The sequence below is a fragment of the Actinoplanes sp. NPDC051470 genome, assembly GCF_040682035.1.
Taxonomy (GTDB): domain Bacteria; phylum Actinomycetota; class Actinomycetes; order Mycobacteriales; family Micromonosporaceae; genus Actinoplanes.
In genome coordinates, this window is record NZ_JBFBAA010000008.1 from 67,398 (window position 1) to 88,168 (window position 20,771).

17 protein-coding genes and 1 pseudogene are annotated in these 20,771 nt (G+C 69.5%); 9 read left to right on the forward strand and 9 right to left on the reverse strand.

What is annotated here, in order from left to right:
* Nucleotides 1–337: 337 nt before the first annotated feature.
* Entirely contained in the window at nucleotides 338–1,453 is a 1,116-nt protein-coding gene (locus AB0M54_RS16375) for a hypothetical protein (RefSeq protein WP_364471943.1), read from the forward strand.
* A gap of 521 nt (nucleotides 1,454–1,974) precedes the next feature.
* The gene (locus AB0M54_RS16380; protein ID WP_364471946.1) at nucleotides 1,975–2,598 is read left to right on the forward strand and encodes a hypothetical protein; all 624 of its coding nucleotides are present in this window, start codon (nucleotides 1,975–1,977) and stop codon (nucleotides 2,596–2,598) included.
* Nucleotides 2,599–2,685: 87 nt separating this feature from the next.
* Here AB0M54_RS16380 and AB0M54_RS16385 read toward each other — a convergent pair whose 3' ends face one another.
* The 5 genes from AB0M54_RS16385 to AB0M54_RS16405 form a co-directional block, all read right to left on the reverse strand.
* Nucleotides 2,686–5,517, reverse strand: coding sequence for a glycosyl hydrolase (locus AB0M54_RS16385; RefSeq protein WP_364471949.1), 2,832 nt, complete (start codon nucleotides 5,515–5,517; stop codon nucleotides 2,686–2,688).
* A gap of 285 nt (nucleotides 5,518–5,802) precedes the next feature.
* Nucleotides 5,803–6,990 carry an ABC transporter permease gene (locus tag AB0M54_RS16390; protein WP_364471952.1) on the reverse strand — a complete coding sequence of 396 codons (1,188 nt, stop codon included), beginning with the start codon at nucleotides 6,988–6,990 and terminating at the stop codon, nucleotides 5,803–5,805.
* On the reverse strand, nucleotides 6,987–7,655 hold the full coding sequence (locus AB0M54_RS16395; protein ID WP_364471955.1) for an ABC transporter ATP-binding protein: 669 nt from the start codon (nucleotides 7,653–7,655) through the stop codon (nucleotides 6,987–6,989). The genes AB0M54_RS16390 and AB0M54_RS16395 overlap by 4 nt, the downstream gene beginning before the upstream one ends.
* On the reverse strand, nucleotides 7,652–8,707 hold the full coding sequence (locus AB0M54_RS16400) for a peptidoglycan-binding domain-containing protein (RefSeq protein WP_364330978.1): 1,056 nt from the start codon (nucleotides 8,705–8,707) through the stop codon (nucleotides 7,652–7,654). The genes AB0M54_RS16395 and AB0M54_RS16400 overlap by 4 nt, the downstream gene beginning before the upstream one ends.
* Nucleotides 8,704–9,264, reverse strand: a complete 561-nt coding sequence (locus tag AB0M54_RS16405; protein ID WP_364471958.1) for a hypothetical protein — start codon at nucleotides 9,262–9,264, stop codon at nucleotides 8,704–8,706. Before AB0M54_RS16405 ends, AB0M54_RS16400 begins: the two co-directional genes overlap by 4 nt.
* 88 nt (nucleotides 9,265–9,352) lie before the next feature.
* On the opposite strand from AB0M54_RS16405, the gene AB0M54_RS16410 reads away from it, so the two are divergent.
* The 5 genes and pseudogenes from AB0M54_RS16410 to AB0M54_RS16430 all read left to right on the forward strand — a co-directional run.
* Nucleotides 9,353–10,009: a response regulator transcription factor gene (locus AB0M54_RS16410; RefSeq protein WP_364330973.1), complete on the forward strand. Its 657-nt coding sequence runs from the start codon at nucleotides 9,353–9,355 to the stop codon at nucleotides 10,007–10,009.
* Nucleotides 10,006–11,100 (forward strand): HAMP domain-containing sensor histidine kinase, encoded by a 1,095-nt coding sequence (locus tag AB0M54_RS16415; RefSeq protein WP_364330971.1) that lies wholly within the window; start codon nucleotides 10,006–10,008, stop codon nucleotides 11,098–11,100. The genes AB0M54_RS16410 and AB0M54_RS16415 overlap by 4 nt, the downstream gene beginning before the upstream one ends.
* 9 nt (nucleotides 11,101–11,109) lie before the next feature.
* Nucleotides 11,110–11,424, forward strand: a complete 315-nt coding sequence (locus AB0M54_RS16420; protein ID WP_364471960.1) for a PadR family transcriptional regulator — start codon at nucleotides 11,110–11,112, stop codon at nucleotides 11,422–11,424.
* Entirely contained in the window at nucleotides 11,421–12,650 is a 1,230-nt protein-coding gene (locus AB0M54_RS16425) for a hypothetical protein (protein ID WP_364471963.1), read from the forward strand. Before AB0M54_RS16420 ends, AB0M54_RS16425 begins: the two co-directional genes overlap by 4 nt.
* A gap of 53 nt (nucleotides 12,651–12,703) precedes the next feature.
* A pseudogene (locus AB0M54_RS16430) lies at nucleotides 12,704–13,519 on the forward strand (glycosyltransferase 87 family protein); the annotation flags it as partial.
* Nucleotides 13,520–13,653: 134 nt separating this feature from the next.
* Here AB0M54_RS16430 and AB0M54_RS16435 read toward each other — a convergent pair.
* The 3 genes from AB0M54_RS16435 to AB0M54_RS16445 all read right to left on the reverse strand — a co-directional run bounded on the left by AB0M54_RS16435 (nucleotide 13,654) and on the right by AB0M54_RS16445 (nucleotide 16,916).
* Entirely contained in the window at nucleotides 13,654–13,938 is a 285-nt protein-coding gene (locus AB0M54_RS16435; RefSeq protein ID WP_364472294.1) for a hypothetical protein, read from the reverse strand.
* A 1,200-nt stretch (nucleotides 13,939–15,138) separates the two neighbouring features.
* Nucleotides 15,139–15,981 (reverse strand): ABC transporter permease, encoded by an 843-nt coding sequence (locus AB0M54_RS16440; RefSeq protein ID WP_364330968.1) that lies wholly within the window; start codon nucleotides 15,979–15,981, stop codon nucleotides 15,139–15,141.
* A complete protein-coding gene (locus AB0M54_RS16445; RefSeq protein ID WP_364330967.1) occupies nucleotides 15,978–16,916 on the reverse strand; it encodes an ATP-binding cassette domain-containing protein in 939 nt (312 codons plus the stop codon). Before AB0M54_RS16445 ends, AB0M54_RS16440 begins: the two co-directional genes overlap by 4 nt.
* Nucleotides 16,917–17,052: 136 nt before the next feature.
* Between AB0M54_RS16445 and AB0M54_RS16450 the strand changes: the two genes are divergently transcribed.
* Nucleotides 17,053–17,961, forward strand: a complete 909-nt coding sequence (locus AB0M54_RS16450) for a phosphotransferase (RefSeq protein WP_364471966.1) — start codon at nucleotides 17,053–17,055, stop codon at nucleotides 17,959–17,961.
* A 39-nt stretch (nucleotides 17,962–18,000) separates the two neighbouring features.
* A complete protein-coding gene (gene serA, locus AB0M54_RS16455; RefSeq protein ID WP_364330963.1) occupies nucleotides 18,001–19,200 on the forward strand; it encodes a phosphoglycerate dehydrogenase in 1,200 nt (399 codons plus the stop codon).
* Between the two features lie 9 nt (nucleotides 19,201–19,209).
* Here serA and AB0M54_RS16460 read toward each other — a convergent pair whose 3' ends face one another.
* Nucleotides 19,210–20,634, reverse strand: coding sequence for a hypothetical protein (locus AB0M54_RS16460; RefSeq protein ID WP_364471969.1), 1,425 nt, complete (start codon nucleotides 20,632–20,634; stop codon nucleotides 19,210–19,212).
* Between the last annotated feature and the right edge of the window lie 137 nt (nucleotides 20,635–20,771).

The window sequence follows — 20,771 nt, forward strand, 5'->3', positions numbered from 1 at the left end:
CGTACGCGAGCGTCGACGAGACGCCCCGGGCTTCGAAGAACTCGGCTCCTGACCAGGTGACCCGGTCAGTCTGCACCACAACCGCAACGGATGGACGAGCAACTTGGAGATGGCGGCCAAGCCGATCGCCGGCGCAGATGAAGCTGATCTTTCGTGTTTACGTCAACAGTATAGACCCATTTAGAAAGAAGGACTCATGATCTTGCGCTCACGCCTTAGGTGCGAAGGATGCGGTAAGCACTTTTGGCTCCGCCTGGAGTTGCTTCCAAGCGAACTGACCCGAATAGCGATTCCATGCCCCCATTGCTCATATCGAATTAGAGGAAGATATCAGGGCATGGAACTCGATCAAGTGAAGCTTGAGTGGCACGACGCCACCGCCGAGACAGAGCCTGCAAGCCAGATACCAGACGGGGAGGTCGTACTAACGGCCGGCACCGCAGTTCCGTTGAAGCCGGACGCTCGGATTTTGACCGATTTCGGCGGCGCACCCAACGCGACCTTTGGACAATTGATTGGTGACAACCTAGCAGCCAATGCAATTCATCAACGAATGCAATCCATAGGCCCTACCTGGAGATCGTACGAAAGGTTCCTTCACTACTACCTCACGGAACAGTCGGACAACTTCGAATCGACCGGAAGGCACCTGTTCCCTGACTGGAAAACACCTACTTCGGTTCAGGCTCGGCACATAATTGCACTACAACCTGCACTCATACTTCTCCTGCCCTTAATTCCAGGATCGCGACAGGCCGGACTCTTTACTTCGGTTCTCGATCGAATAGAAGGCGTGACAGACTGTGGCCCGTACGTTATGTGGGCAAAGGATGCTGAGCGCTCAGGCTGGGCAGCGAAAGCGCAGAAGTCACTATTCGAACAACTAAGGGCGTATATCAGTGTTTGGGAGTCTTGGTCACCGGGCCTTGTAGTCCGCTACACAGACCCCGCGAATGCTCATAAACTCGACCTTTTGCGCGTATACCGTGATGATTTCGAAGTATTGCGAGACGCATACGTACAGATTTACGAGACGTGTTGCCGAACCTTACCGTTCGCTATAGCCCTAATGAACGCGCATGCACGAGGCAACCCCAATTCTTTTGGGCCGATTCCTCCGAGAATCCTCGAGACGAATGCCAGGGCGACCGCACCATCAAATATTTCGGCATTCGAGAAAATGCCAAACGCCCATAAGATCCTGTGGTGTCGAGAGTGGCCGGGGTGGGATAACAACCTTCCAGAAATTCTAAGCAACAAGTTACGGAACTCAATCGGTCATGCGAGTGCGCACTATGACATTGTTAGCGGTGTCGTGGAGAGCGATAGCTACAGCTTAAGCTACTTGAATTTTGCCGCCCGCTTTTTGGACCTCTTTCACCCAATCCTGGCGCTCCTACAACTTCTGAAAAGCACACGCCTGATAGCTGCTGATGCAGCGGCAACAGGCTAGCTGCAATATGTCCAGGCGGTCCCCTGCGCTGGTCGCAGCTAACAGCCGGCCGCCTGGGAATCAAACATACGAACTCCATCAGGTGAGCCCGCTGTGAGCCCGGATGCCCTCAGACTGATCATCAGCCCCTACTGCGGACCAGGCCTTGGAGGGTTGCCTACCAGGACTGATAGGCAACCCTCCGGACCGTGGACCGATGGCCGGGACGTACTACCCGGATCTTCTAATCCGTCGGTCGCAGGTTCGAATCCTGCCGGGCGCGCTCTTAAAGAGCAGCCTTGAGCTGCTCTTTCTTGCTTTTCAGGCGGGCCGCGGTTCGGCCTCGCCGGCTCCGGTGAGCCCGCGAGTGCCAGCGACCGCGGGGCGGTGGCTCCGGCGTCGGAGCGAAGGGACGGTCTCCGGCATCACTCCCACGGGCACTCTCCGGAACCCGTCCCGGCCGGCCCATCGACCACCGGAGAGGTGGCCGGTACCGGACATCACCCGCTCCGCCACCTGACTGCGCCGCGTACGGTCACGCCATGGCCGAATGGTTCCGGCTCGACGTCCCCGCCGACTCCGCCCAGTACGTTGAGGCATGCCTGCAACCGCGGTTCCCGGAGCGGGACGAGCCGCGCAACCTTCGGGCGATGGGCGGGTTCAGCGAGATCGTGGAAGCCAGCCGCACCGGCGGACGGGCCGGCAGCCAACGCGCCGCCGCGGAACTGCTGGTTCGGCCCGAATACGCCGATCATGACGTGCTCTACATGTGGATGCTCGACGACGAGCATGATCCGCACGGTGCGCTGGAGACGCTACGCGAGGGCCTGGAACGCTGCCCCCGCAAGCGGTTCCTCCTCGATCGCCTCGGCCTGGTCATGCTGCGGCTCGACCATGGACCAGAGGCGTTGTACTACTGGGCGCAGGCGACCGGCTGCGCCGTCCGGGCGGGCGACGCCGACGGGTTCTCGTCGTACCTCTACCTCGCGAACGTCGCCCGGGTGCTCCGGGCCTGGCGCGCCGGCCCCCGGCTCGCCCGCAAAGCGAACCCCGAGGGCGCCGGCCCGCCGCTGGAGCTGGAGCCCGAGCTGACGTATCTGATCGACCGGGTGTTCGGAGCCCAGCGGAACCGGCGGATGAAGGCGGTTGTCAAAGCCCTGGCCTGAGGCGGCTGGAGCATAGGCCCCCCGTGCAAGGGCGGGCCGCACCGTCCATCCGGACAGCGCGGCCCACCGATACACCGTGAGAGCGCGTCACTGATAGGGCAGGGTCACCGTCGAGAGTGAACCCAGCGACACCGTGCTGGGCGCCGAGCCGATAGCGCTCCAGATCTCCAGCTTGACCGTCCCGTTGGCCAGGTTGCCGAACGCCCCGGTGGTGGTGATCTGGCCGGCCGCCTCGGAGTACCGCTCCCACCCGGTGACCGGGTCGGTGGCGAAGTAGCGGAACGTCTCGACCCGGTCGAAGCTGCCGTTGCCGGTCAGGTCGTACGAGACGCGGACCTGGGTGGCGTTGCCGACCGAGGTGGCCGAGTCCACCGAGAGGCCGAAGGCGGTCGCGCCGCCGGAGCGGTAGGCCAGGTTGAGCCCGGTCGCGGTGAACGTGGTCGGCGAGTGCGGCTGGTTGTCGTTGGCGCCCGTCGACTTGGCCACGGTAGCGGTGCCGGCACTCCCGGCTTCGGCGGTCAGGGCGCCGCCGGCCTGCAGATGACGCACCGGGGAAGAAGGCGGGTCCGTCGGAGGATCGGAAGGCGGATCGGAAGGCGGGTCCGACGGCGGGTCCGACGGCGGCGTGATCCCTCCGCCGGTGGCGTTGCCGCCCGACCACGAGAGGGCCCCGCTGGCGACCGTCCGACCGGCGGGCGCCGCGAGCACCCGGCCGTCCGAGAAGGTCACCGTGAGCGCTGAGTTGGTGATGTTGGAGGCGACGTACGTCTTGGCGCCGTTCTTGGTGAAGACCCGGGCCAGCGGATGGTTCGCGGTGACGGTGAGGTCGGTCGTGCCCAGGGCGGCCAGGTTGCGGATCCAGTGGAACGTGTGCGCCTTGGTCTCGCCCTCCTCCGGCGTGTAGCCGCTGTTGGCCCGGAACTTGGTCAGCGCCGCGTCGCCGTCGCCGAGGGCCAGGTACTGCCAGGCGATGTCCTGCCAGAGCGCCGGTTCGTGGCCGGCGTTGGTGACCATCTCGGCGTAGTTACGCCGCACGTACGCGGGGTCGTTGCCCAGGTAGAAGTGCCCGCCGGTGACCGGCAGCATGTTGATGCCGTGGATCTGCTCGGGCGCCGAGGCGAACCAGGTGGCGTACGCGCCGCCGTCGCCCCAGACCATGCCGACCGTGCCGTGGCCGAACGCCGCCGGGAAGTTCTCGTTGCGGGTGTCGAACCAGTACTCGTTGATCGCGGCCGACTGGGTCGTCCAGATGAAGACGCCGGCGTCGCGGATCGCGGTGTTGCCGGTCGCCTGTCCCCATTGGATCAGGGCGTTGGCGAAGTTCATCCCCTCGGACGAGGACTCCTGGTTGTTGCCGGCGAAGAACGCGCCGTGCCCGGCCGCCCAGTCGTGCCCGGCGTAGATGTCGAAGTCGCGGAGGTACGGGAACCGGTTGTCGCCGCGGTCATAGTTGTTGGCGTCGCGGATCAACAGATCAACCATGCCGCCGTACGCCGAGTTCGCGGCCCATGACGGGTCGAACTTGGCCAGTGTCGCCGCGGCGGCGATGTAGTAGCCGTAGTGGAAGTGGTGGTCGTTGAGCTCGGCGTCGGACCCGTACGACGCCGGGTAGCCGATCAGCGTGCCCCAGTTCCGGTCGTAGTAGAACAGCTTCTGCGTCTCGCCGGGCGTGGCGGTGAGCCACTGGTTCAGCTGCGTGCGGATGGCCGCCAGCGCGGTGTCGCGTACGTCGGTGCGGCCGAGCTGGTCGGCGATCTCCGCGATCCGCGAGCCGATGCCGAGGGCCTTGCCGGTCCAGTAGGTGTCGTTGTTCACCGGGCTGACCGGGTTGTTCTTGACCTGGTCGAGATAGCCGTTGAGGGTGGCGAGGTCGGCGCCGGCGCTGTCGGCCACCGCGGGCACCTCGGGCAGAACCCCGTTGAAGACCGCCGAGGTGGTGTACGAGGAAGCGCCCACCAGAACCTTCATGGCTCCGCGGGCGGTGACGTAGGTCGGTGTGATCGGGGTGGACCCGGTCAACGCCCGCCACTGGTGCGGGTACAGCCCGATGACGGTTCCGCTGCCCGAACCCTCGCGGGCGGTGGTGGTGTAGGCGTACGTCGTGTTGACCCGGCTGGTGGCCTGGTTGTACGAGTACGACACCCGGGTGCCCGTGACGTGGTTGTGCGCGTAGGCGCCGTAGCTGGTCGCCAGCGCGACCTTGTCGGCGACACCGCTCGGCAGCACCGCGATCGAGAAGTAACCCTTGCCGCCCAGCGTGGACGTGATGACGTTGCCGCTGACCGACCAGGTGGCGCCGGTCGGCGCGTACGCGACGTAGTCCTTGCCGGCGACCGAGTAGCCGATCCGCGATCCGCTGTTGGACCAGATGGTTGGGGTGCTCTTCGCGGTGATCTGCGCGTTGCCCCCGGTGACCTGGAAGTACGCGAACGGCAGCCCGTGTCCGATGGTCGCCTTCATGGTGCGGGTGCCGTCACTCCAGTACGGGGTGACGGTCCAGTCGGTCCAGGAGTCGACCAGGGTCCGCGGGGCGTTCAGCCCGGCCACCCCGGCGGTGAAATCCTCCTGGTAGATGTAGTGGTACTCGCCCACACCGGTGGACGAGCCACTGATCTGCGGCGTGGTGTTGTACGAGAAACCCAGCCCGCCCGACGTGGTGTCGTAGCTCGTCGGGTGCGCGTGCAGGTTCTCGCTGTACGCGCAGTCGAACTTCTTGTAGACCAGCGACGACCACCAGTCGTTGGTCGGCACCGGGCCGGCCGGCGCGTTGGCGGTCATGAACTGGCGCGGGTTGGTGGCCAGGTCACCGCAGCCGACCGGCAGGCTGGCGCCGGCCGGCAGGGTCTCGGTGTAGCTTCCCGAGCCGACCGTGCCCGCGTCGGCCGTGCCGCTGAGGGCGACCGCTCCGACGCCGGCCACGACGGCCGCGGCGACCGTCAGAACGAGAGTCCGGAAAGACCGGAGAGGACCGCTTGGTTCCATCACGCCTCCACTGATTGCGACCGGCCTGAGCCGTCAGAGAGAGCGCTCTCTCGTGCTGAAACTGTAGGTATGAACAGTGCGTTTCGTCAATGTTTCGATTCTGAACGCTGGCCACCAACCCCGCGGACGGGCCACATTGCGGCTGGTGGCGTTGACCGGACATCCGGTTCGCCGCGAGTTCAAGGAACTCGGCGAACCGGATGTCGCCCATCCCGCCGGCGATCACACGTTGGCCAGGGCCTCCGTCGGGGAGAGCCGGGACGCGCGGACCGCGGGGTAGAGCCCGGCCAGCGCGCCGATCAGCACGGTCGCGCCGACGCCGCCGGCGAGCACCCAGACGGGTACGACCGCGGGCCAGCCCTGTAGCACGGCGTACCCGGAGGTGACCACCGCTCCGAGCACCCCGCCACCGATGCCGCCGAGCAGGGACAACAGCAGCGACTCGGCCACGAACTGGGTGCGGATCTGGCCGCGGGTCGCGCCCAGCGAACGGCGCAGCCCGATCTCGGAGCGGCGTTCCAGCACCGAGATCACCATGGTGTTGGCGACCCCGATGCCGCCGACCAGCAGCGCCACCGCGCCCAGGCCGAGCAGCAGCGCGGTGAACGTCTGGTCGGTGGCCTCCCGGGCGGCCAGCGCGTCGGACGGCCGGGACACCTCGACCTCGTTCGGCGCCGACGGGTTGGCGGTGGCCGCCAGCACCGCCTGCACCGCGGTGACCTGGGCGTCGTCGGCGCGGGTGTAGACCGTGGTCGGGTGCCCGTCGAAGCCCAGCAGGTCGTGCGCGACCGGCCAGCCGATCAGGACCGCGCTGTCGAGTTCGGACGCCAGCGGGACCGGCTCCAGGATGCCGACCACGGCGAAGGTACGGCCGCCAAGCAGCACGTTCACGCCGACGCGGCCGATGCCGAGGCGGGTGGCCGCCTCGGCGCCGAGCACCGTCGCCGGGTATCGCGCCGTCGCCGCGTTGAGCCAGACGCCGGATCGCAGCGAGGCCCCGACCGTGCCCGGCAGGGTCAGGCCGGCCGCGCGTACCGAAAGACCGCCGGTCTCGGCCGCCGGGATCCGGTCGTTGCGGTACGCCTTGGTGTCCGGCACCGCGCCGGTCGCCGCGACCTGCCGGACCGGGCCGATCCGCCCGATCATGGCGACCGACTCGTCGGGCAGGTAGGCGTCGTCGCCGAACATCGTCCGGCCCGGCCCCACGGTCAGCAGGTTGGTGCCGAGCGCGGCCAGCTTGCGGTCCAGGTCGGCGGCGCTGGAGGCGGAGATGCCGACCACCGAGACCATGGCCGCGATGCCGATCGCGATGCCCAGCGCCGACAGGACCGCGCGCGTCGGCCGGGCCCGCAGACCGGTCGCGCCGACGAGCAGGACGTCCCTCGGCCGCATCTTTCTCAAAACGATCATGCGATCACCCGCCCGTCCATCATCGGCACCTGCCGCGGCAGCGAGCCCGCGATCGACAGGTCGTGGGTGATCACCAGGACCGTGGTCCCGGCCGCGTGCAGCTCGGTGAGCAGCTCGATCACCGACGCGCCGGACGCCGAGTCGAGGTTGCCGGTGGGCTCGTCGGCGAGCAGCAGCGTCGGCTCGCCGACCACCGCCCGGGCCACCGCCACGCGTTGCCGTTCGCCGCCGGAGAGCTCGTGCGGCCGGTGGGTGAGACGGTCGCCGAGCCCGACCCGGACCAGGGCGGCCTCGGCGGCCAGCTTGCGCTGCTTCTCGGGTACGCCCGAATAGAGCAGCCCGTCGGCCACATTGGAGACGATGTCCCGGCCCGGCGCCAGGTGGAAGTGCTGGAAGACGAAGCCGATCCGCTGGGCGCGCAGGGCCGACAACTGTCGGTCGGACAGCACGCTCACGTCGTACCCGTCGATGCTGACCCACCCGGACGAGGGCCGGTCCAGCGTGCCGATCAGGTGGAGCATCGTCGACTTGCCTGAGCCGGACGGGCCGACGATCGCGACGAACTCGCCGCGCTCGATCCGGAGGCTGACGTCGTCCAGCGCGGTGACGCCGCCGGCGTAGGTCTTGGAGACGCGCTCGAGCTCGACGACGGCCGGCCCGGTCATGCCGGAACCCCCACGACGGTGCCCTCGGCGATCCCGTCGCCGGTGATCTCGACCTTGCCGTCGGCGAACATGCCGGCCTTGACGGCGACGATCTTGGTGGCCGAGCCCTCGACCACCTCGACGCCGTAGCCGCCCTCGGCCAGCGCCAGCAGCGCGCCCACCGGGACGGTCAGCACGTCCTTGGCCTGCGACGCGGTGAACGCCACGGACACCGCGGCCTCGTTCAGGCCCTTCGGCTGCTTGCCCTGGGCGAAGGCGACGGTGACCTCGATGGCGGTGCTGTCCGGTTCCTGGCCCTCGCCCGGCACGACGACGGTCTCGGCCTTGGTGATCTTCCCGGCCACCGTGCTGTCGTCCGGGAGCGTGATCCGGGTGGCCGCGCCGACCTTGGCCAGCCGCTGGTCGGCCAGCTCGAGCCGCACCTCCACGACGCGGGTGGTCGAGGTCAGGTTGAGCAGGGCGGCGCCGCGCTGGGCCAGGTCGCCCTTGGCGGCGCTCAGGCTGTCCACGCGGACCGGCCCGGGGGCGATCACGACCTGGGCCGGTTCGACCGTGCCGGTCTCGGTGAGGCCCAGGTCGTCCTGCCACTCCTCGACGGCGCCGGCGGTGGCCGAGGTGTACTCCTTGTCCACCGTGAAGCCGCGGTAGCCCAGCGCCCACAGGTTCGTCTCGAGTTGCTTGACGTCGTTGCCGTCCAGACCGGAGCGAAGCGTCCGGTACGCCGGCAGCGTCCCGTAGAGCAGCACGACCGGCTTGTTGTCGAGGCGGTACACCGGTCGGCCCCGGGTCAGGGTGGTGCCCGCGGCGGCGATCGCGGTGAGCGTCCCGTCCGACCGGGCGGAGATCGCCGTCGTGTCCCCGTACCCCAGATCGCCGGATTTCTCCTCGCGGTCGATCAGCGTGCCGCGCGTGACGGAGGCCGTGGCCGGTGGCATCGCGTCCGTCTCGCCGCCGCTGCCGCCCTCCGCCTCCGGCAGCCCGACCATGACGGCGGCCGCGGTGGCCGCGCCCACGGTGACGACCGCGGCCACGACCACCCCCGCCCGCTTCACGAACCCGCCTTCTGCTCGACGTCCTTCTGGCCGTTGCCGTCCGGCGGTTCCGGCCGGAACTGCTTGCACGCCTCCTCGGCCTTCTTGAACGACTCGCTCTCGGGGTCGATGCCGCCGCCGTCCTTGTCGTTCTTGATCTCGATGCCGCCGTCGGCGCTGGGGTCCGGGAAGTCCGGCACGCCGTTGGCCCGCATGCACTTGGACAGCTCGCGCAGCTTCGCGGTCATCGCCGGGTCGGCCTTGCCGGGCTGGCCGCCGTTCGGCTGGAACTGCATGCACGCCTGCATCGCCTTCTCGGCGACTTCCCGGCGTACGCCTTCGGGCATCTTGATCGAGATTCGACCCCCGTCCACCTCGGGGTCGGGGAAGTCCGGGACGCCGTTCTCCCGCATGCACTTGGCGAGCTTGGTCGGGTCGAAGCCGCCGTCCTTGCCGGTGGCGGCGGCGCTGGCCGTCGGGGTGGCGCCGCCGTTCGCGGTCGCCACCGAAGGATCTTGCGCGGGCGGCGCGCAGGCCGCGAGCGCCAGGACCGGGATGAGAAGCAGTGTTCTTCGCATGCCGCCCAGTCAAGGACGTGTCGCATTTCCCGGGCGTCAGCGAAAACGGTGACGCCCGGATGACGTAACCGTGGGTCACCATATGGGGATGCGCATCCTGGTGGTCGAGGACGAGCCGTTGCTGGCCGACGCGGTGGCGGCCGGACTACGGCAGCAGGCGCACGCCGTGGACGTGGTCTACGACGGTGGCGCCGCCCTGGAACGCACCGATGTGCACGACTACGACGTGGTGGTCCTCGACCGCGACCTGCCGGTGGTGCACGGCGACGAGGTGTGCCGCCGGATCGCCGACGTGGGCGGGCCGATGCGGGTGATCATGCTGACCGCGGCGAGCAGCGTCGACGACCGGGTCGACGGGCTCGAACTTGGCGCCGACGACTACCTGCCGAAGCCGTTCGAGCTGCGCGAGCTGATCGCCCGGGTGGCCGCGCTGGGCCGCCGGTCCCGGGCCGCCGCTCCCCCGGTGCTGCGCCGCGCCGGGATCAGCCTCGACCCGCACCGGCGCGAGGTGTTCCGGGACGGCCGCTATGTGCCGTTGTCCCGCAAGGAGTTCGCGGTGCTGGCCGAGCTGCTGCGCGCCGACGGGACCGCGGTCTCGGCCGAGTCGCTGCTGGAGAAGGCGTGGGACGAGAACGCCGACCCCTTCACGCACGCCGTCCGGATGACCATCCTGAAGCTACGCCGCAAACTCGGCGATCCCGCCGTGGTGCTGACCGAACCGGGAGTGGGGTACCGCATCCGATGAGACTCCGGCTGACCCTCGTGTACGGCGGGTTGTTCCTGCTCGCCGGTCTGATCCTGCTGGGCGTCACCGCGGTGCTGGTGTCCCGGGAGCTGCCCTCCAACCTGATGGTGCGGGCGAAGATCCCGGACCCCGGCCTGGTCGGCGGCGACACCACCGTCATCCAGCGGTTCACCGAGGAGGCGCGGGAGAGCACGGTGTACACGCTGCTCACCCAGGGCGGTCTCGCGCTGGTCATCGTCGCCGCGGCGGCGATCGCGCTGGGCTGGCTGATCGCCGGCCTGCTGCTGCAACCGCTGAACCGGATCACCGCCACCGCCCGCCGGATCGCCGACGCGCCCGCCGCCGACGGCCGCCTGCGCGAGCGGATCGCCCTGGAAGGTCCCGACGACGAGATCAAACGGCTGGCCGACACGTTCGACCTGATGCTGACCCGGCTGGACCACGCCTTCGACGGGCAGCGGAGGTTCATCGCGAACGCGTCGCACGAGTTGCGTACCCCCCTGACCTTGAACCGGACCTTGCTCGAGGTCGCGCTGACCCCCGAGCGGGTGCCGCCCGAGATGCGCCAGCTCGGCGACACGCTGCTGGCCATCAACGACCGGCACGGCCGTCTGATCGACGGCCTGCTCATGCTGGCGAAGTCGGAGCGGGAGCCGGCCGCGCACTCCTACGTGGACCTGGCCGACATCGCCGACCACGTGGCCGACACCGCCGACACCAAGCTGGCTGAGGCGCCCGTGCACGGCGACCCCGTGCTGCTCGAACGCATGGTGCAGAACCTGATCGAGAACGGTCTGCGGCACAACGTGCCCGGCGGCTGGGTGTGCGTGGTCACCGGCACGCACGGGCCGAACGCGTTCGTCGAGGTGGGCAACAGCGGACCGGTGGTGCCGCCGTACGAGGTCGAGGGCCTTTTCGAGCCGTTCCGCCGGCTCGGCACGGAACGCCTGGCCTCCCCCGGCGCCGGCCTCGGCCTGTCGATCGTCCGGGCGGTCGCGCGGGCCCACAACGGCGAGGCCCGGGCCATGGCCAGGCCGGACGGCGGCCTGGTGGTCACGGTGACCCTTCCGCGGGTGGCCGACCCTATGTAGGGTGCGTACATGCCCAGGATGACGGCATCGGTGCTCAAGGTCGTGGCCGCGCTGCTGGCGGCCGGCGGCGCCGAGCGCTACGGCCTGCAACTCATGCAGGCGACCGGCCTGCCCAGCGGCACGCTCTACCCGGTCCTGGTCCGCCTGGAACGCGCCGGCTGGGTCGAGTCGCGCTGGGAAGAAACCGATCCGGCCGCCGAGGGCCGCCCCGCCCGCCGCTACTACCTGCTGACCGCCGAGGGCGCGACGTCCGCCCGGCGCGAGGTGGCGGCGATGCGACAGCAGATGTCGGGCGCTCCCGTCCTGGGCGAGTCCCCCGCATGAGGCTCTGCCTTCTTCTGCTGGCCGTGGCCGCGCGCCGCTGGCCCCCCGACATCGCCGCGGACCTGCTGCGTGAGTGGCAAGCTGAGTTGTCCGTCCTGCGCTCATCGCGCTTTCAAATGCTGATGTACGCGGGCAGTCTCGCCGTGGCACCGACAGCAGACGGCCCGTCCTGGTCCCACCGCACAACAACCGTGGCAACCGCCGCCGGTGCCACCCTCCTGGCCGCGACCTTGAGCAACGCCGTCCACACCACAGCCCCCTGGCTGATCCTCCCCGCGGCAGCCCTGATGGCCGTGGCGGCCACCCGAACCCGCCTCTCCCCCCTCGCGGCCACCGCCCTGATCACCCCGCCGCTCTTCGCCTTCCTCTTCCTGGGCAACGCGGTATCCGTCATGCCCTTCATGGGCTTCCAAGACGTGGCCCCCGCCATAGCCACCTGGTCCACAACCCTCCTGACCACCCTCTTCCTCTCCACCCGCCGCGCCGCCGCACTCCCTTCCCCCGCTGGCTCGCCCACGTCCCGCCGCGCATCCCGGCGGCCGGCCACCGCCTTCCGCGGACCGGGCGTCGCCACTCTCCTGGCCGGCAGCGTCATTTCTTTGATCGCCGCCACGGTCGCCGGCTCCCTCAACGCCGCGCACACCCTCGGCATCAGCCCGTGGTCCGCCCCGCTGTGGTTCCCGCTCTCCTTGCTTCCCGCCGACACGACCGCCTTCGGCCCAGTCCTGAGCCCAGCCGCACTCCTGCCGGCAGACGCCGCCCCGACCCACGCCTCAGCCGTACTCCTGGGCAACGCCACCGTCCTGACCGCACCCCTGCTCCTCTGCACGGTCTTCGTCCTGGCCCTGGCCTTCTCCCGCCGCATCCAGGCAGCTACCTCGACAGAACCCCAAAGCCGCGCCTCCACCGGCCGCGCCTCCACCGGCCGCGCCACCGCCGACCGTGCTTCCACCGCCCGCGCCCGCCGCGCCGTCACCATCGCGCTCGGTCCCGCGGGCTCACCCCGGCGCCAGGCGACACTCGGCGGCACGGCAGCCCTGACCGCGGTCGCCGCCTGCCAGGCCACCCTCCTGGCCGCAGCCGATCCCACAGCCCTGGCCCACCGCGTCCTCGACCATTCCGCCGTCTTCGGCTTCGGCTTCGCCACCCACCCCGCGGGCCTGGCCGCCACCGCCCTCCTGGCCGCCGCCCTGACCCTCCGCCTGACCGAACCCACTCCCACATAACGGCTTCACCACAGCCCTAGCCCGCCGCCAACCCCCTATGTAGAGTTCCTACCATGGGACGCAGTCAACTGGCCTGGGCCGGAGCACTGACAGCAGCAGCCGTGACGGCCTGGGCCGCCCTGTCCCGCCCCGTCGAAGACCGCCTGTCCGACCTCCACGTCTATCTGGGCGCGGTGAGTTCCCCCAGCCTCTACGACTTCATCCGAGGCGACGCGCCTTTCACCTACCCACCATTCGCGGCCCTGCTGTTCCGCCCGCTGGCCGACCTCCCCGTGGCAACAGTGCAATTCCTCTGGACCGCAGCCACCATCGCAACGGTCGCCGCCCTGGCTTTCCTGGCCGCCCATTCCCTCTCAGCCACCGCCTCCACCCCGAATCTCCTGACCAGAAACGCAGGTTGGCCGGCCCTGGCTTTGACGCTGTCCGCGCCATTCAGCTCAAACATCCGCTTCGGCCAGGTGAGCATCTTCCTGACCGCCGCGGTAGCCACCGACCTCCTGGCGCTGAGAAGAACCAAGTGGTCCGGCGTCCTGATCGGAGCAGCCGCAGCCATAAAACTGACCCCTCTGATCTTCATCCCGATGCTGTTCCTGGCCGCCAACCGCCGAGCCGCCCTACGCGCCACCGCAACCTTCGCCGCCTGCACCACCGCAGCCGCCATTGCCACCCCCACAGACACCTGGCGCTTCTGGACCGAAGAGATCTTCCACGTAAGCCGCCTAGGACACATCACCTCACCAGGCAACCAGTCCTTGAACGGCATGCTCCTACGCCTGGACCTCCCCCCAGACCCAAGAACAGCAATAACCATCACCGTCGGCGGCGCCATAGCCGCCGCAGCCTTATACCGAGCCTCCCAAGCAGCCAGAAACAACAGTTGGCTAACCGCAACAACAATCACCGGCGCCGCCAGCGTCGTCCTCTCCCCCGTCTCCTGGACCCACCACCAAACCTGGCTGGTCCTGGCCGCCTTCCTCCCCTTGACCACCCGCGTTCCCCAGCCTCAGACCACCGGCGTTTCCAGCCCACCACCGCCGGCCCCCACCACCCGCGAAATGCCGACCACCACCACCCGCAGACTGCCGGCGCCCACCACCACCCGCGGACTGCCTGCCCCCACCACCACCCAGCAGCCGCCAGCCGCCCCGGCGCCCAACGGCCGAATCGTGGACGCCACGCCGAACGGGAGGTCGACGCCGGGCACGGTCAAATCACGCTTGAGCGCATGGTCGCCGATAAGCGGCCGCCTACCGCGCATCACCCCGTCCCAAGCCGCGTGGCCCATCACCGTCCTGGCCGTAATGCTCCTCCCCATAACGGCCCTAGGAACTCCCCTGTGGACAAACGCCCGCCTCTTCCTGGCAATAGCAATAGCGGCCCTGATCCCCTTCTCTTCAACGTCCCGCCGCGACCCCAAGCGCAGACCTTCAAGCCACCATCCGCTTCCACCCCGCCCTTCCAGAACCCGTCGCCCAAACGCGTCCGCCCCGCCCCACCACCCCATCCCCCGAGCACGTCACCGGTCACCGCCCTACTGACCGAGAGCCAGGCGAAGCCTCCCCACCCACAGCCCACACGCCCTCCACCCCGCCCTCGAACGAACCACTTCCCCGCTCTCCCGCTTGACCTGACCAGGAGCAGCCCGTCGTCCTAGATCAGGAAGGTGTCGGCGAAGAAGCCCCACCGGCCAGGCACAAGATCCGCCCAGGCGAAGACCACCCATCGGGGCAGATCTGATCGCCCAAAGACCCCACGAGGCATAGACGCTCAAGCGCGGGGAACGCCAAACCAAACCTGCACGCCAGCTCCCCCGCCGGCCCCGCCGACGCCCCGAGCCGCCGACAAAGAACGGCGGCCGGCCAAGAACGGGCGCCGGCGCGGAGGGGCGTCGGCGACCAGGGCGGCTCACGTGGCCATCAACAGGCCACGTGAGCCGCCCGCCGATCCCCAGCAGTCTCGATGCACCAACCGCAAGCTGGTCAGCTGTCGCCCCGATCGGGCCGCATCGACCTGACACACCGCCCTGCACCGCGCCGCGAACCTGACACACGCGCCGCACCGCGGACCGGACACCAGCCGCGCCGCGCTGGCGGCGCCGACCTGGCACGACTGGACCAGCCACCGCGCGGCCGATCCGTCGCGCGGGATTGCGGAGTGGCTCGACGTCAGTGCGGGGGACGCCGATCGGCGTCGGCTGCTCGGGCGTCGAGGTGAAGCTGGCGCCAAGCGTGACGGGACGCCATGCCGGCCTTGCGACGCTCGGCCTTCTCGCGCCGCTCCGCCGCCCGGGCCGCCCGGGCGCGGTTGGACTCCTCGGCCGCGGCCAGCAGCTGAGCCTGCCACTCGGTGATATCAAGCGCGGGCAGAGCGGCTCGGCCAGCCTCGACATCAGCCGCCCGGCCAGAAGACGCGGCGGAGGGGGCGTGAACGCCGGCGGCGGCTGGACGGCCGCGGCGGGAAGGGGTGGCGGGGTGGTGCGGGGCGGGGGTCATTTGCGGTTGTAGAAGCGCATGGTCAAGGTGCCGAAGACGGCTACCAGGACGGCGCTGGCTATCAGGGTCCAGGTGATCTCGCTCATGTCCCAGCTGCCCTCCATCGTGGAGCGGACGGCGCCGACCAGGTGGGTGATGGGGTTGATGTTGACGAAAGCCTGCAACCACCCGGGCATCGTGCGCGGCTCGACGAAGACGTTGCTGAGGAAGGTCAGGGGGAACAGCACCATCATGCTGACGCCCATCACGGATTTCTCGGAGCGGAGGATCAGGCCGAACATCGTCCACACCCAGGAGAAGGCGAACGAGAAGATGACCAGCAGCACCATGCCGGCGATCACGCCCATCGGGCCGCCGGCGGGGCGGAAGCCCAGGATCAGGCCGACGGCCAGGATGACCGTGGCGGCCAGCAGGTAGCGCATCACGTCGCCGAAGATCATGCCGATCAGGGCGGACGGGCGCCACACCGGCAGGGTGCGGAAGCGGTCGAAGACGCCCTTCTCGATGTCGGTGTTGAGGCCGACGCCGGTATACATGGTGATCATGACGACGCTGGTGACCATGATGCCGGGGAGGAAGAACTGCAGGTAGTCGCCGGTCGAGCCGGCCAGCGCACCGCCGAAGAGGTAGGTGAACATCAGCGTCATGATGATCGGGAACGCCGTGACGTCGAACAGCTGCTCGGGGACGTGCTTGATCTTCAGCATCGCCCGCCAGCCGAACGTCACCGACGCCGACCAGGCGCTCGGGCGGCGTGGCCGGTCGCCACGGGTGAGCACGGCGGCCAGGGTCTCGGGCGACGGCTTGTAGGCAACGGCCTCGGCGGCTGTGGTGGTCATGATTTCACCTCGGTCAGGGCCAGGAAGACCTCGTCCAGGCTGGGCTGGCCGAGGGAGAACTCGTCGACGACGATGTCGGCCGCGGCCAGCGCGGCCAGGGCCCGGGACGCGGGCTCGGCGGCGTCGACCCGCGCGGTGAGGGCGACCGGGTCGGCGTCGAGCGACACCGCGGAGCCCAGGGTCGAGGAGAGCACCCGCTCGGCCTCGGGTCGCTGTTCCGCGTCTCGCAGGCGCACATGCACCGTGCCCGCCCCGATCGAGGACTTCAGCTGCCCGGGCGTGCCCTCGGCGATCACCTTGCCGTGGTCGATCACCGCGATGCGCCCGGCGAGCTGGTCGGCCTCGTCGAGGTATTGGGTGGTGAGCAGCACCGTGGTGCCGTTGGCCACCACCACCCGGATGATGTCCCACACCTGGTTGCGGCTGCGCGGGTCGAGCCCGGTGGTCGGCTCGTCGAGGAACAGCAGCTCGGGGGTGCTGAGGATGCTGGCGCCGATGTCGAGCCGCCGGCGCATGCCGCCGCTGTACTTCTTCACCTGCCGGTCGGCGGCGTCGGTCAGGCCGAACGCCTCGAGCAGTTGGCCGGCCCGGGCGCGCGCCTCGGTCTTGCGGTAGCCGAGCAGCCGGGCCAGCAGGATCAGGTTCTCGTGGCCGGTCAGGTCTTCGTCGACCGACGCGTATTGCCCGGTCAGGCTGACCTGGGCGCGGACCGCGTCGGCCTCGCGCACGACGTCGTGGCCGAAGACCCGCGCCGAGCCGCCGTCGGGCCGGAGCAGCGTGGCCAGCATGCGGACCACGGTGGTCTTGCCCGCGCCGTTGGGACCGAGCAGGCCGTACACGGTTCCGGCGGGCACGCTGAGATCGACCCCGTCGACCGCGCGGTTGTCGCCGAAGGTCTTGACCAGTGCGTCGGTCTCGATGGCGGGTGCGCTCATGGCAGACACCTTGCCATCGGGCTGTGACACTTTCCGGCCGTCCCGGATGACCTGGGAAAACCCGTTTCGTAATCGAGACGGGACTGCCAGGGTTCTCTCATCTGGGGACCCGGCACCACAAACGGAGGTGAGAGGCATGATCCCGGCGATCGGCGGCGCACGCCTCGGCTGGCGCGATCTGCCCGGGGAGGTTCAGGGGGCGGTGGCCGCGATCCTGAAGAGCCCGGTCACCGAGGCTGTCTCCCAGAGCGGCGGTTTCTCCCCGGGTACGGCCGACCGCGTCACCACCGCCGCCGGTGACCGTGCGTTCGTGAAGGCGGTCAGCCCCGACCAGAACCCGCGATCGGCCGAGCTGGCCCGGCAGGAGGCGGAGATCTGCGCCGCCCTGCCCGCGTCCACGAACGCGCCCCGCTTGCGAGGGACCTTCGACGACGGCCACTGGGTCGTGCTCGTGTTCGACGACATCGACGGCCGGCACCCCCGTACCCCCTGGGTGAAGGACGAACTCGACGCGGCCGTGAGCGCGGTGACCGACCTGGCCCGCTCCCTCACGCCGTCGCCGTTCCCGCGCGGCCGCACCGCCGCGGAGACCCTGGCCACCGACTTCGGCGGGTGGAGCCGCGTCGCGGCCGACCCGCCGGCCGACCTCGACCCCTGGCTGCGGCCCCGGCTGGACGATCTCGTCGCGACGGCGGGGCGCGGCCTGGCCTCGCTGACCGGCGACACCCTGGTCCACCTCGACATCCGCCCGGACAACATGCTGATCACCGCGGCCGGCGACGTCTGGTTCGTGGACTGGCCGCACGCCTGCAACGGCCCGGACTGGCTGGACCTGACCCTGCTCGCGATGAACGTCGAGGTGCACGGCGGTGACGGCGACGCGGTGCGGCCGGCCGAGGGTGTGGACGTGGTGGTGGGTTTTGTCGGCTATTTCCTGGACCAGTCCCGCCTGCCGCCGCCCCCGGGCCTGCCGACCGTACGCGCGTTCCAGCGCGCCCAGGGTGACGCACTCCTCCCCTGGATGCGGCGGCATCTCAAAGGTTGACACGACTACCCTGGAAGTTCCCCTGTTGAGATCGGAGCCATGGTGCGAGTCCTGCTGCTCGAGAACATCCACGCCGACGCGGTCGCGCGGCTCGAGGCGGAGGGCTACGAGGTCGAGTCGGTCAGCTCCGCCCTCGACGAGGCCGAGCTGATCGAACGCGTCAAGGGCGTGGCCCTGCTCGGCATCCGCTCGAAGACCAAGGTCACCGCGGCCGTGCTCGACGCGGCCGACAGCCTGGTGGCGATCGGCGCGTTCTGCATCGGCACCGACCAGATCGACCTGGTGTCGGCCGCGTCGCGCGGCACCGCGGTGTTCAACGCGCCGTTCTCCAACACCCGTTCGGTGGTGGAGCTGGCCGTCTCCGAGATCATCGCGCTGACCCGCCGGCTGACCGAGAAGAACACCGGCATGCATGCCGGCGTCTGGGACAAGTCGGCCGACGGCAGTCACGAGATCCGCGGCCGCAATCTGGGCATCGTCGGGTACGGCAACATCGGCACCCAGCTGTCGGTGCTGGCCGAGAACCTGGGCATGCACGTGTCCTTCTACGACACCGCCGACAAGCTCGCGCTGAGCAACGCCCACCGCTGCGCCAGCCTGGAGGAACTGCTGGCTACCGCCGATGTGGTGACCCTGCATGTCGACGGCCGCCCGGGCAACGCCGGTTTCTTCGGCGCCGAGCAGTTCGGCCGCATGAAGAAGGGCTCGATCTTCCTCAACCTGTCCCGCGGCATCGTGGTCGACCACCTGGCCCTGCGTGACGCGCTGGCCAGTGGCCACCTCGCGGGCGCGGCGGTGGATGTCTTCCCGTCCGAGCCCAAGGGCCGCGGCGACGAGTTCGTCTCCGAGCTGCGTGGCCTGCCCAACGTCATCCTCACCCCGCACATCGGCGGGTCCACCGAGGAGGCGCAGTCCGACATCGGCGACTTCGTGGCCAACAAACTGGTTCATTTCGTGCAAGAGGGCAACACCACGCTGAGCGTCAACCTGCCCGGTGTCGCGCTGCCCCAGCAGGCCGGCATGAGCCGCGTCGTCCACGTGCACATCAACACGCCGGGCGTGCTGGCCCAGGTGAACAGCATCCTGGCCGAGCACAAGGTGAACGTCGAGGGTCAGCTGCTGAGTACCCGCGGCGAGTACGGCTACCTGATCACCGACATCAGCGGTGGTTACTCCGACGAGGTTCTCGACCGGCTTCGTGCGATGGAGCAGACGGTACGCCTGCGCGTACTGTCCTGAAGTTCGCGCTTACGCGGCGTCCTTCACGGTGAGCAACGTCAGCCGGGACTCCGCCGAGACGTCGTAGCGATTGGCCGCCTTCCAGTCCTTCGGCGTCAGGGTGGAGCCCGGCTCGAGGTTCTTCAGCGTCCGCTCGCCGGCCGCGACGGTCTTCACCCCGCCGTCCACCCGCACCCGCACCGGACTGCCGGAGGACAGCGACAAGTCCTCGATCGCGCCGGTGATGCGTACCTGCACGGTGCCCTGCGGCGGGGGCAGCGTCAGGTTGACCCGGCGGCTCGCGCCGGTCAGGTCGATCGCGCTGAGCTTGCCGCCGGTGAGGTCGACGAGTTGCTCGTCGGCGCCGCCGGTGAACAGCAGCCCCCAGGTGACCTTGTTGGACAGCAGAATCTCGACGTTGCCGGGCGCGGCCGCGCCCTGGGTCTCCAGCAACAGCTGCACCTTGTCGCCGACGATGGCCGGCCGGGGCGCGGCGCCGGTCTGGCCGAGCGCGGAGATCCGGTACAACTCGTCGCCCAGATCCTGCGTCTTCACGGTGGCCTTGCGGGTGGCCGCGACCAGCTCGAAGGTGGCGCTGGTGCGCCGGCCCAGCGGCGCCGTGGCGACCGAGGAGTCGGGCTTGTCGCTGACCTCGTTGCCGAGTTGGAGCACCGAGCCGAGGCTCTTGTCGTCCCCGGTGAAGTAGCGCACGCCGGCCGCGACGCCGCCGAGCAGCACCAGGGCGCTGAGCGTGACCGTGGCCACGGCGAGACCCTTCGACCGCCGGGGCGGACCCTGCTGGTGGTGCCCGGCGGGAGCGGCCCGGTGCGGGCGGATCTCGTGCTGCTGGGCCTCGTTGAAGAACCCGGCGCCCGCCTCGGCGGCGGCGGCGTAGTCGGCCACCTGGTAGGTCGGCCGCGGCGACGCCTGCGGGGGAAGCGGCATCTGCGTCTGCCGGTGGTTGCCGGTGTGCGTCGTCGGCTCGGGCAGGCGTACCGGAAGCTCGACCGCGATCGGCTCGGGCTGGACCGGCGCCGGGAAGGCCGGCGCCGGCGCGGCCGGGGAGACCGGCGACGGGTCGCGGCCGAACCAGTTCCCGCTGATCGGCTCGTCGGTCATCCCGAAGGAGGCGCGGCTGCGCGACCCGGTGTCCGAGACGGCGGCGTCCGAGACGGCGGCGTGCGAACCGGTGTCGGTCCCGAACGCGTCCCAGGGCTGTTCCGCGGAGCCGGCGGCCTCGGGCGAAGACGGGCGGTACGGATCCTCGGCGGACGAGGTGCGGTATGGATCCTCGGAAGAAGAGAACGAGGACGCGGCCGGTGGACGTCGGAACATCGCTTGCTCCCCGGTGTTGCGCAGGCTGTCACGGTTGGCCCAGTGCGCGCCCGAGCTGAACGGCAGATCAGCCACGGCCACATCGGACGCCATGGCCTCATCGGCTGGTGAACGTTCCACGCGATGTCCTCCCGATCGCGTCGGCGCCGACGATGCTTCGCCGAGGCGCTTCCGGGGTGTGGTACGGATGGCGGCCCGCCGCGGATGAGTGTTGAGGTGAATTACTCTCCGTCACTCATCGCAGGTCAGCCGCCATC

What these genes read in the sequence shown, in the direction of transcription:
- AB0M54_RS16375 (WP_364471943.1), top strand. Translation starts at nt 338, where the DNA reads ATGGAACTCGATCAAGTGAAGCTTGAGTGGCACGACGCCACCGCCGAG.
- AB0M54_RS16380 (WP_364471946.1), top strand. Translation starts at nt 1,975, where the DNA reads ATGGCCGAATGGTTCCGGCTCGACGTCCCCGCCGACTCCGCCCAGTAC.
- AB0M54_RS16390 (WP_364471952.1), bottom strand. Translation starts at nt 6,990, where the DNA reads ATGATCGTTTTGAGAAAGATGCGGCCGAGGGACGTCCTGCTCGTCGGC.
- AB0M54_RS16395 (WP_364471955.1), bottom strand. Translation starts at nt 7,655, where the DNA reads ATGACCGGGCCGGCCGTCGTCGAGCTCGAGCGCGTCTCCAAGACCTAC.
- AB0M54_RS16405 (WP_364471958.1), bottom strand. Translation starts at nt 9,264, where the DNA reads ATGCGAAGAACACTGCTTCTCATCCCGGTCCTGGCGCTCGCGGCCTGC.
- AB0M54_RS16410 (WP_364330973.1), top strand. Translation starts at nt 9,353, where the DNA reads ATGCGCATCCTGGTGGTCGAGGACGAGCCGTTGCTGGCCGACGCGGTG.
- AB0M54_RS16415 (WP_364330971.1), top strand. Translation starts at nt 10,006, where the DNA reads ATGAGACTCCGGCTGACCCTCGTGTACGGCGGGTTGTTCCTGCTCGCC.
- AB0M54_RS16420 (WP_364471960.1), top strand. Translation starts at nt 11,110, where the DNA reads ATGCCCAGGATGACGGCATCGGTGCTCAAGGTCGTGGCCGCGCTGCTG.
- AB0M54_RS16425 (WP_364471963.1), top strand. Translation starts at nt 11,421, where the DNA reads ATGAGGCTCTGCCTTCTTCTGCTGGCCGTGGCCGCGCGCCGCTGGCCC.
- AB0M54_RS16440 (WP_364330968.1), bottom strand. Translation starts at nt 15,981, where the DNA reads ATGACCACCACAGCCGCCGAGGCCGTTGCCTACAAGCCGTCGCCCGAG.
- AB0M54_RS16445 (WP_364330967.1), bottom strand. Translation starts at nt 16,916, where the DNA reads ATGAGCGCACCCGCCATCGAGACCGACGCACTGGTCAAGACCTTCGGC.
- AB0M54_RS16450 (WP_364471966.1), top strand. Translation starts at nt 17,053, where the DNA reads ATGATCCCGGCGATCGGCGGCGCACGCCTCGGCTGGCGCGATCTGCCC.
- serA (WP_364330963.1), top strand. Translation starts at nt 18,001, where the DNA reads ATGGTGCGAGTCCTGCTGCTCGAGAACATCCACGCCGACGCGGTCGCG.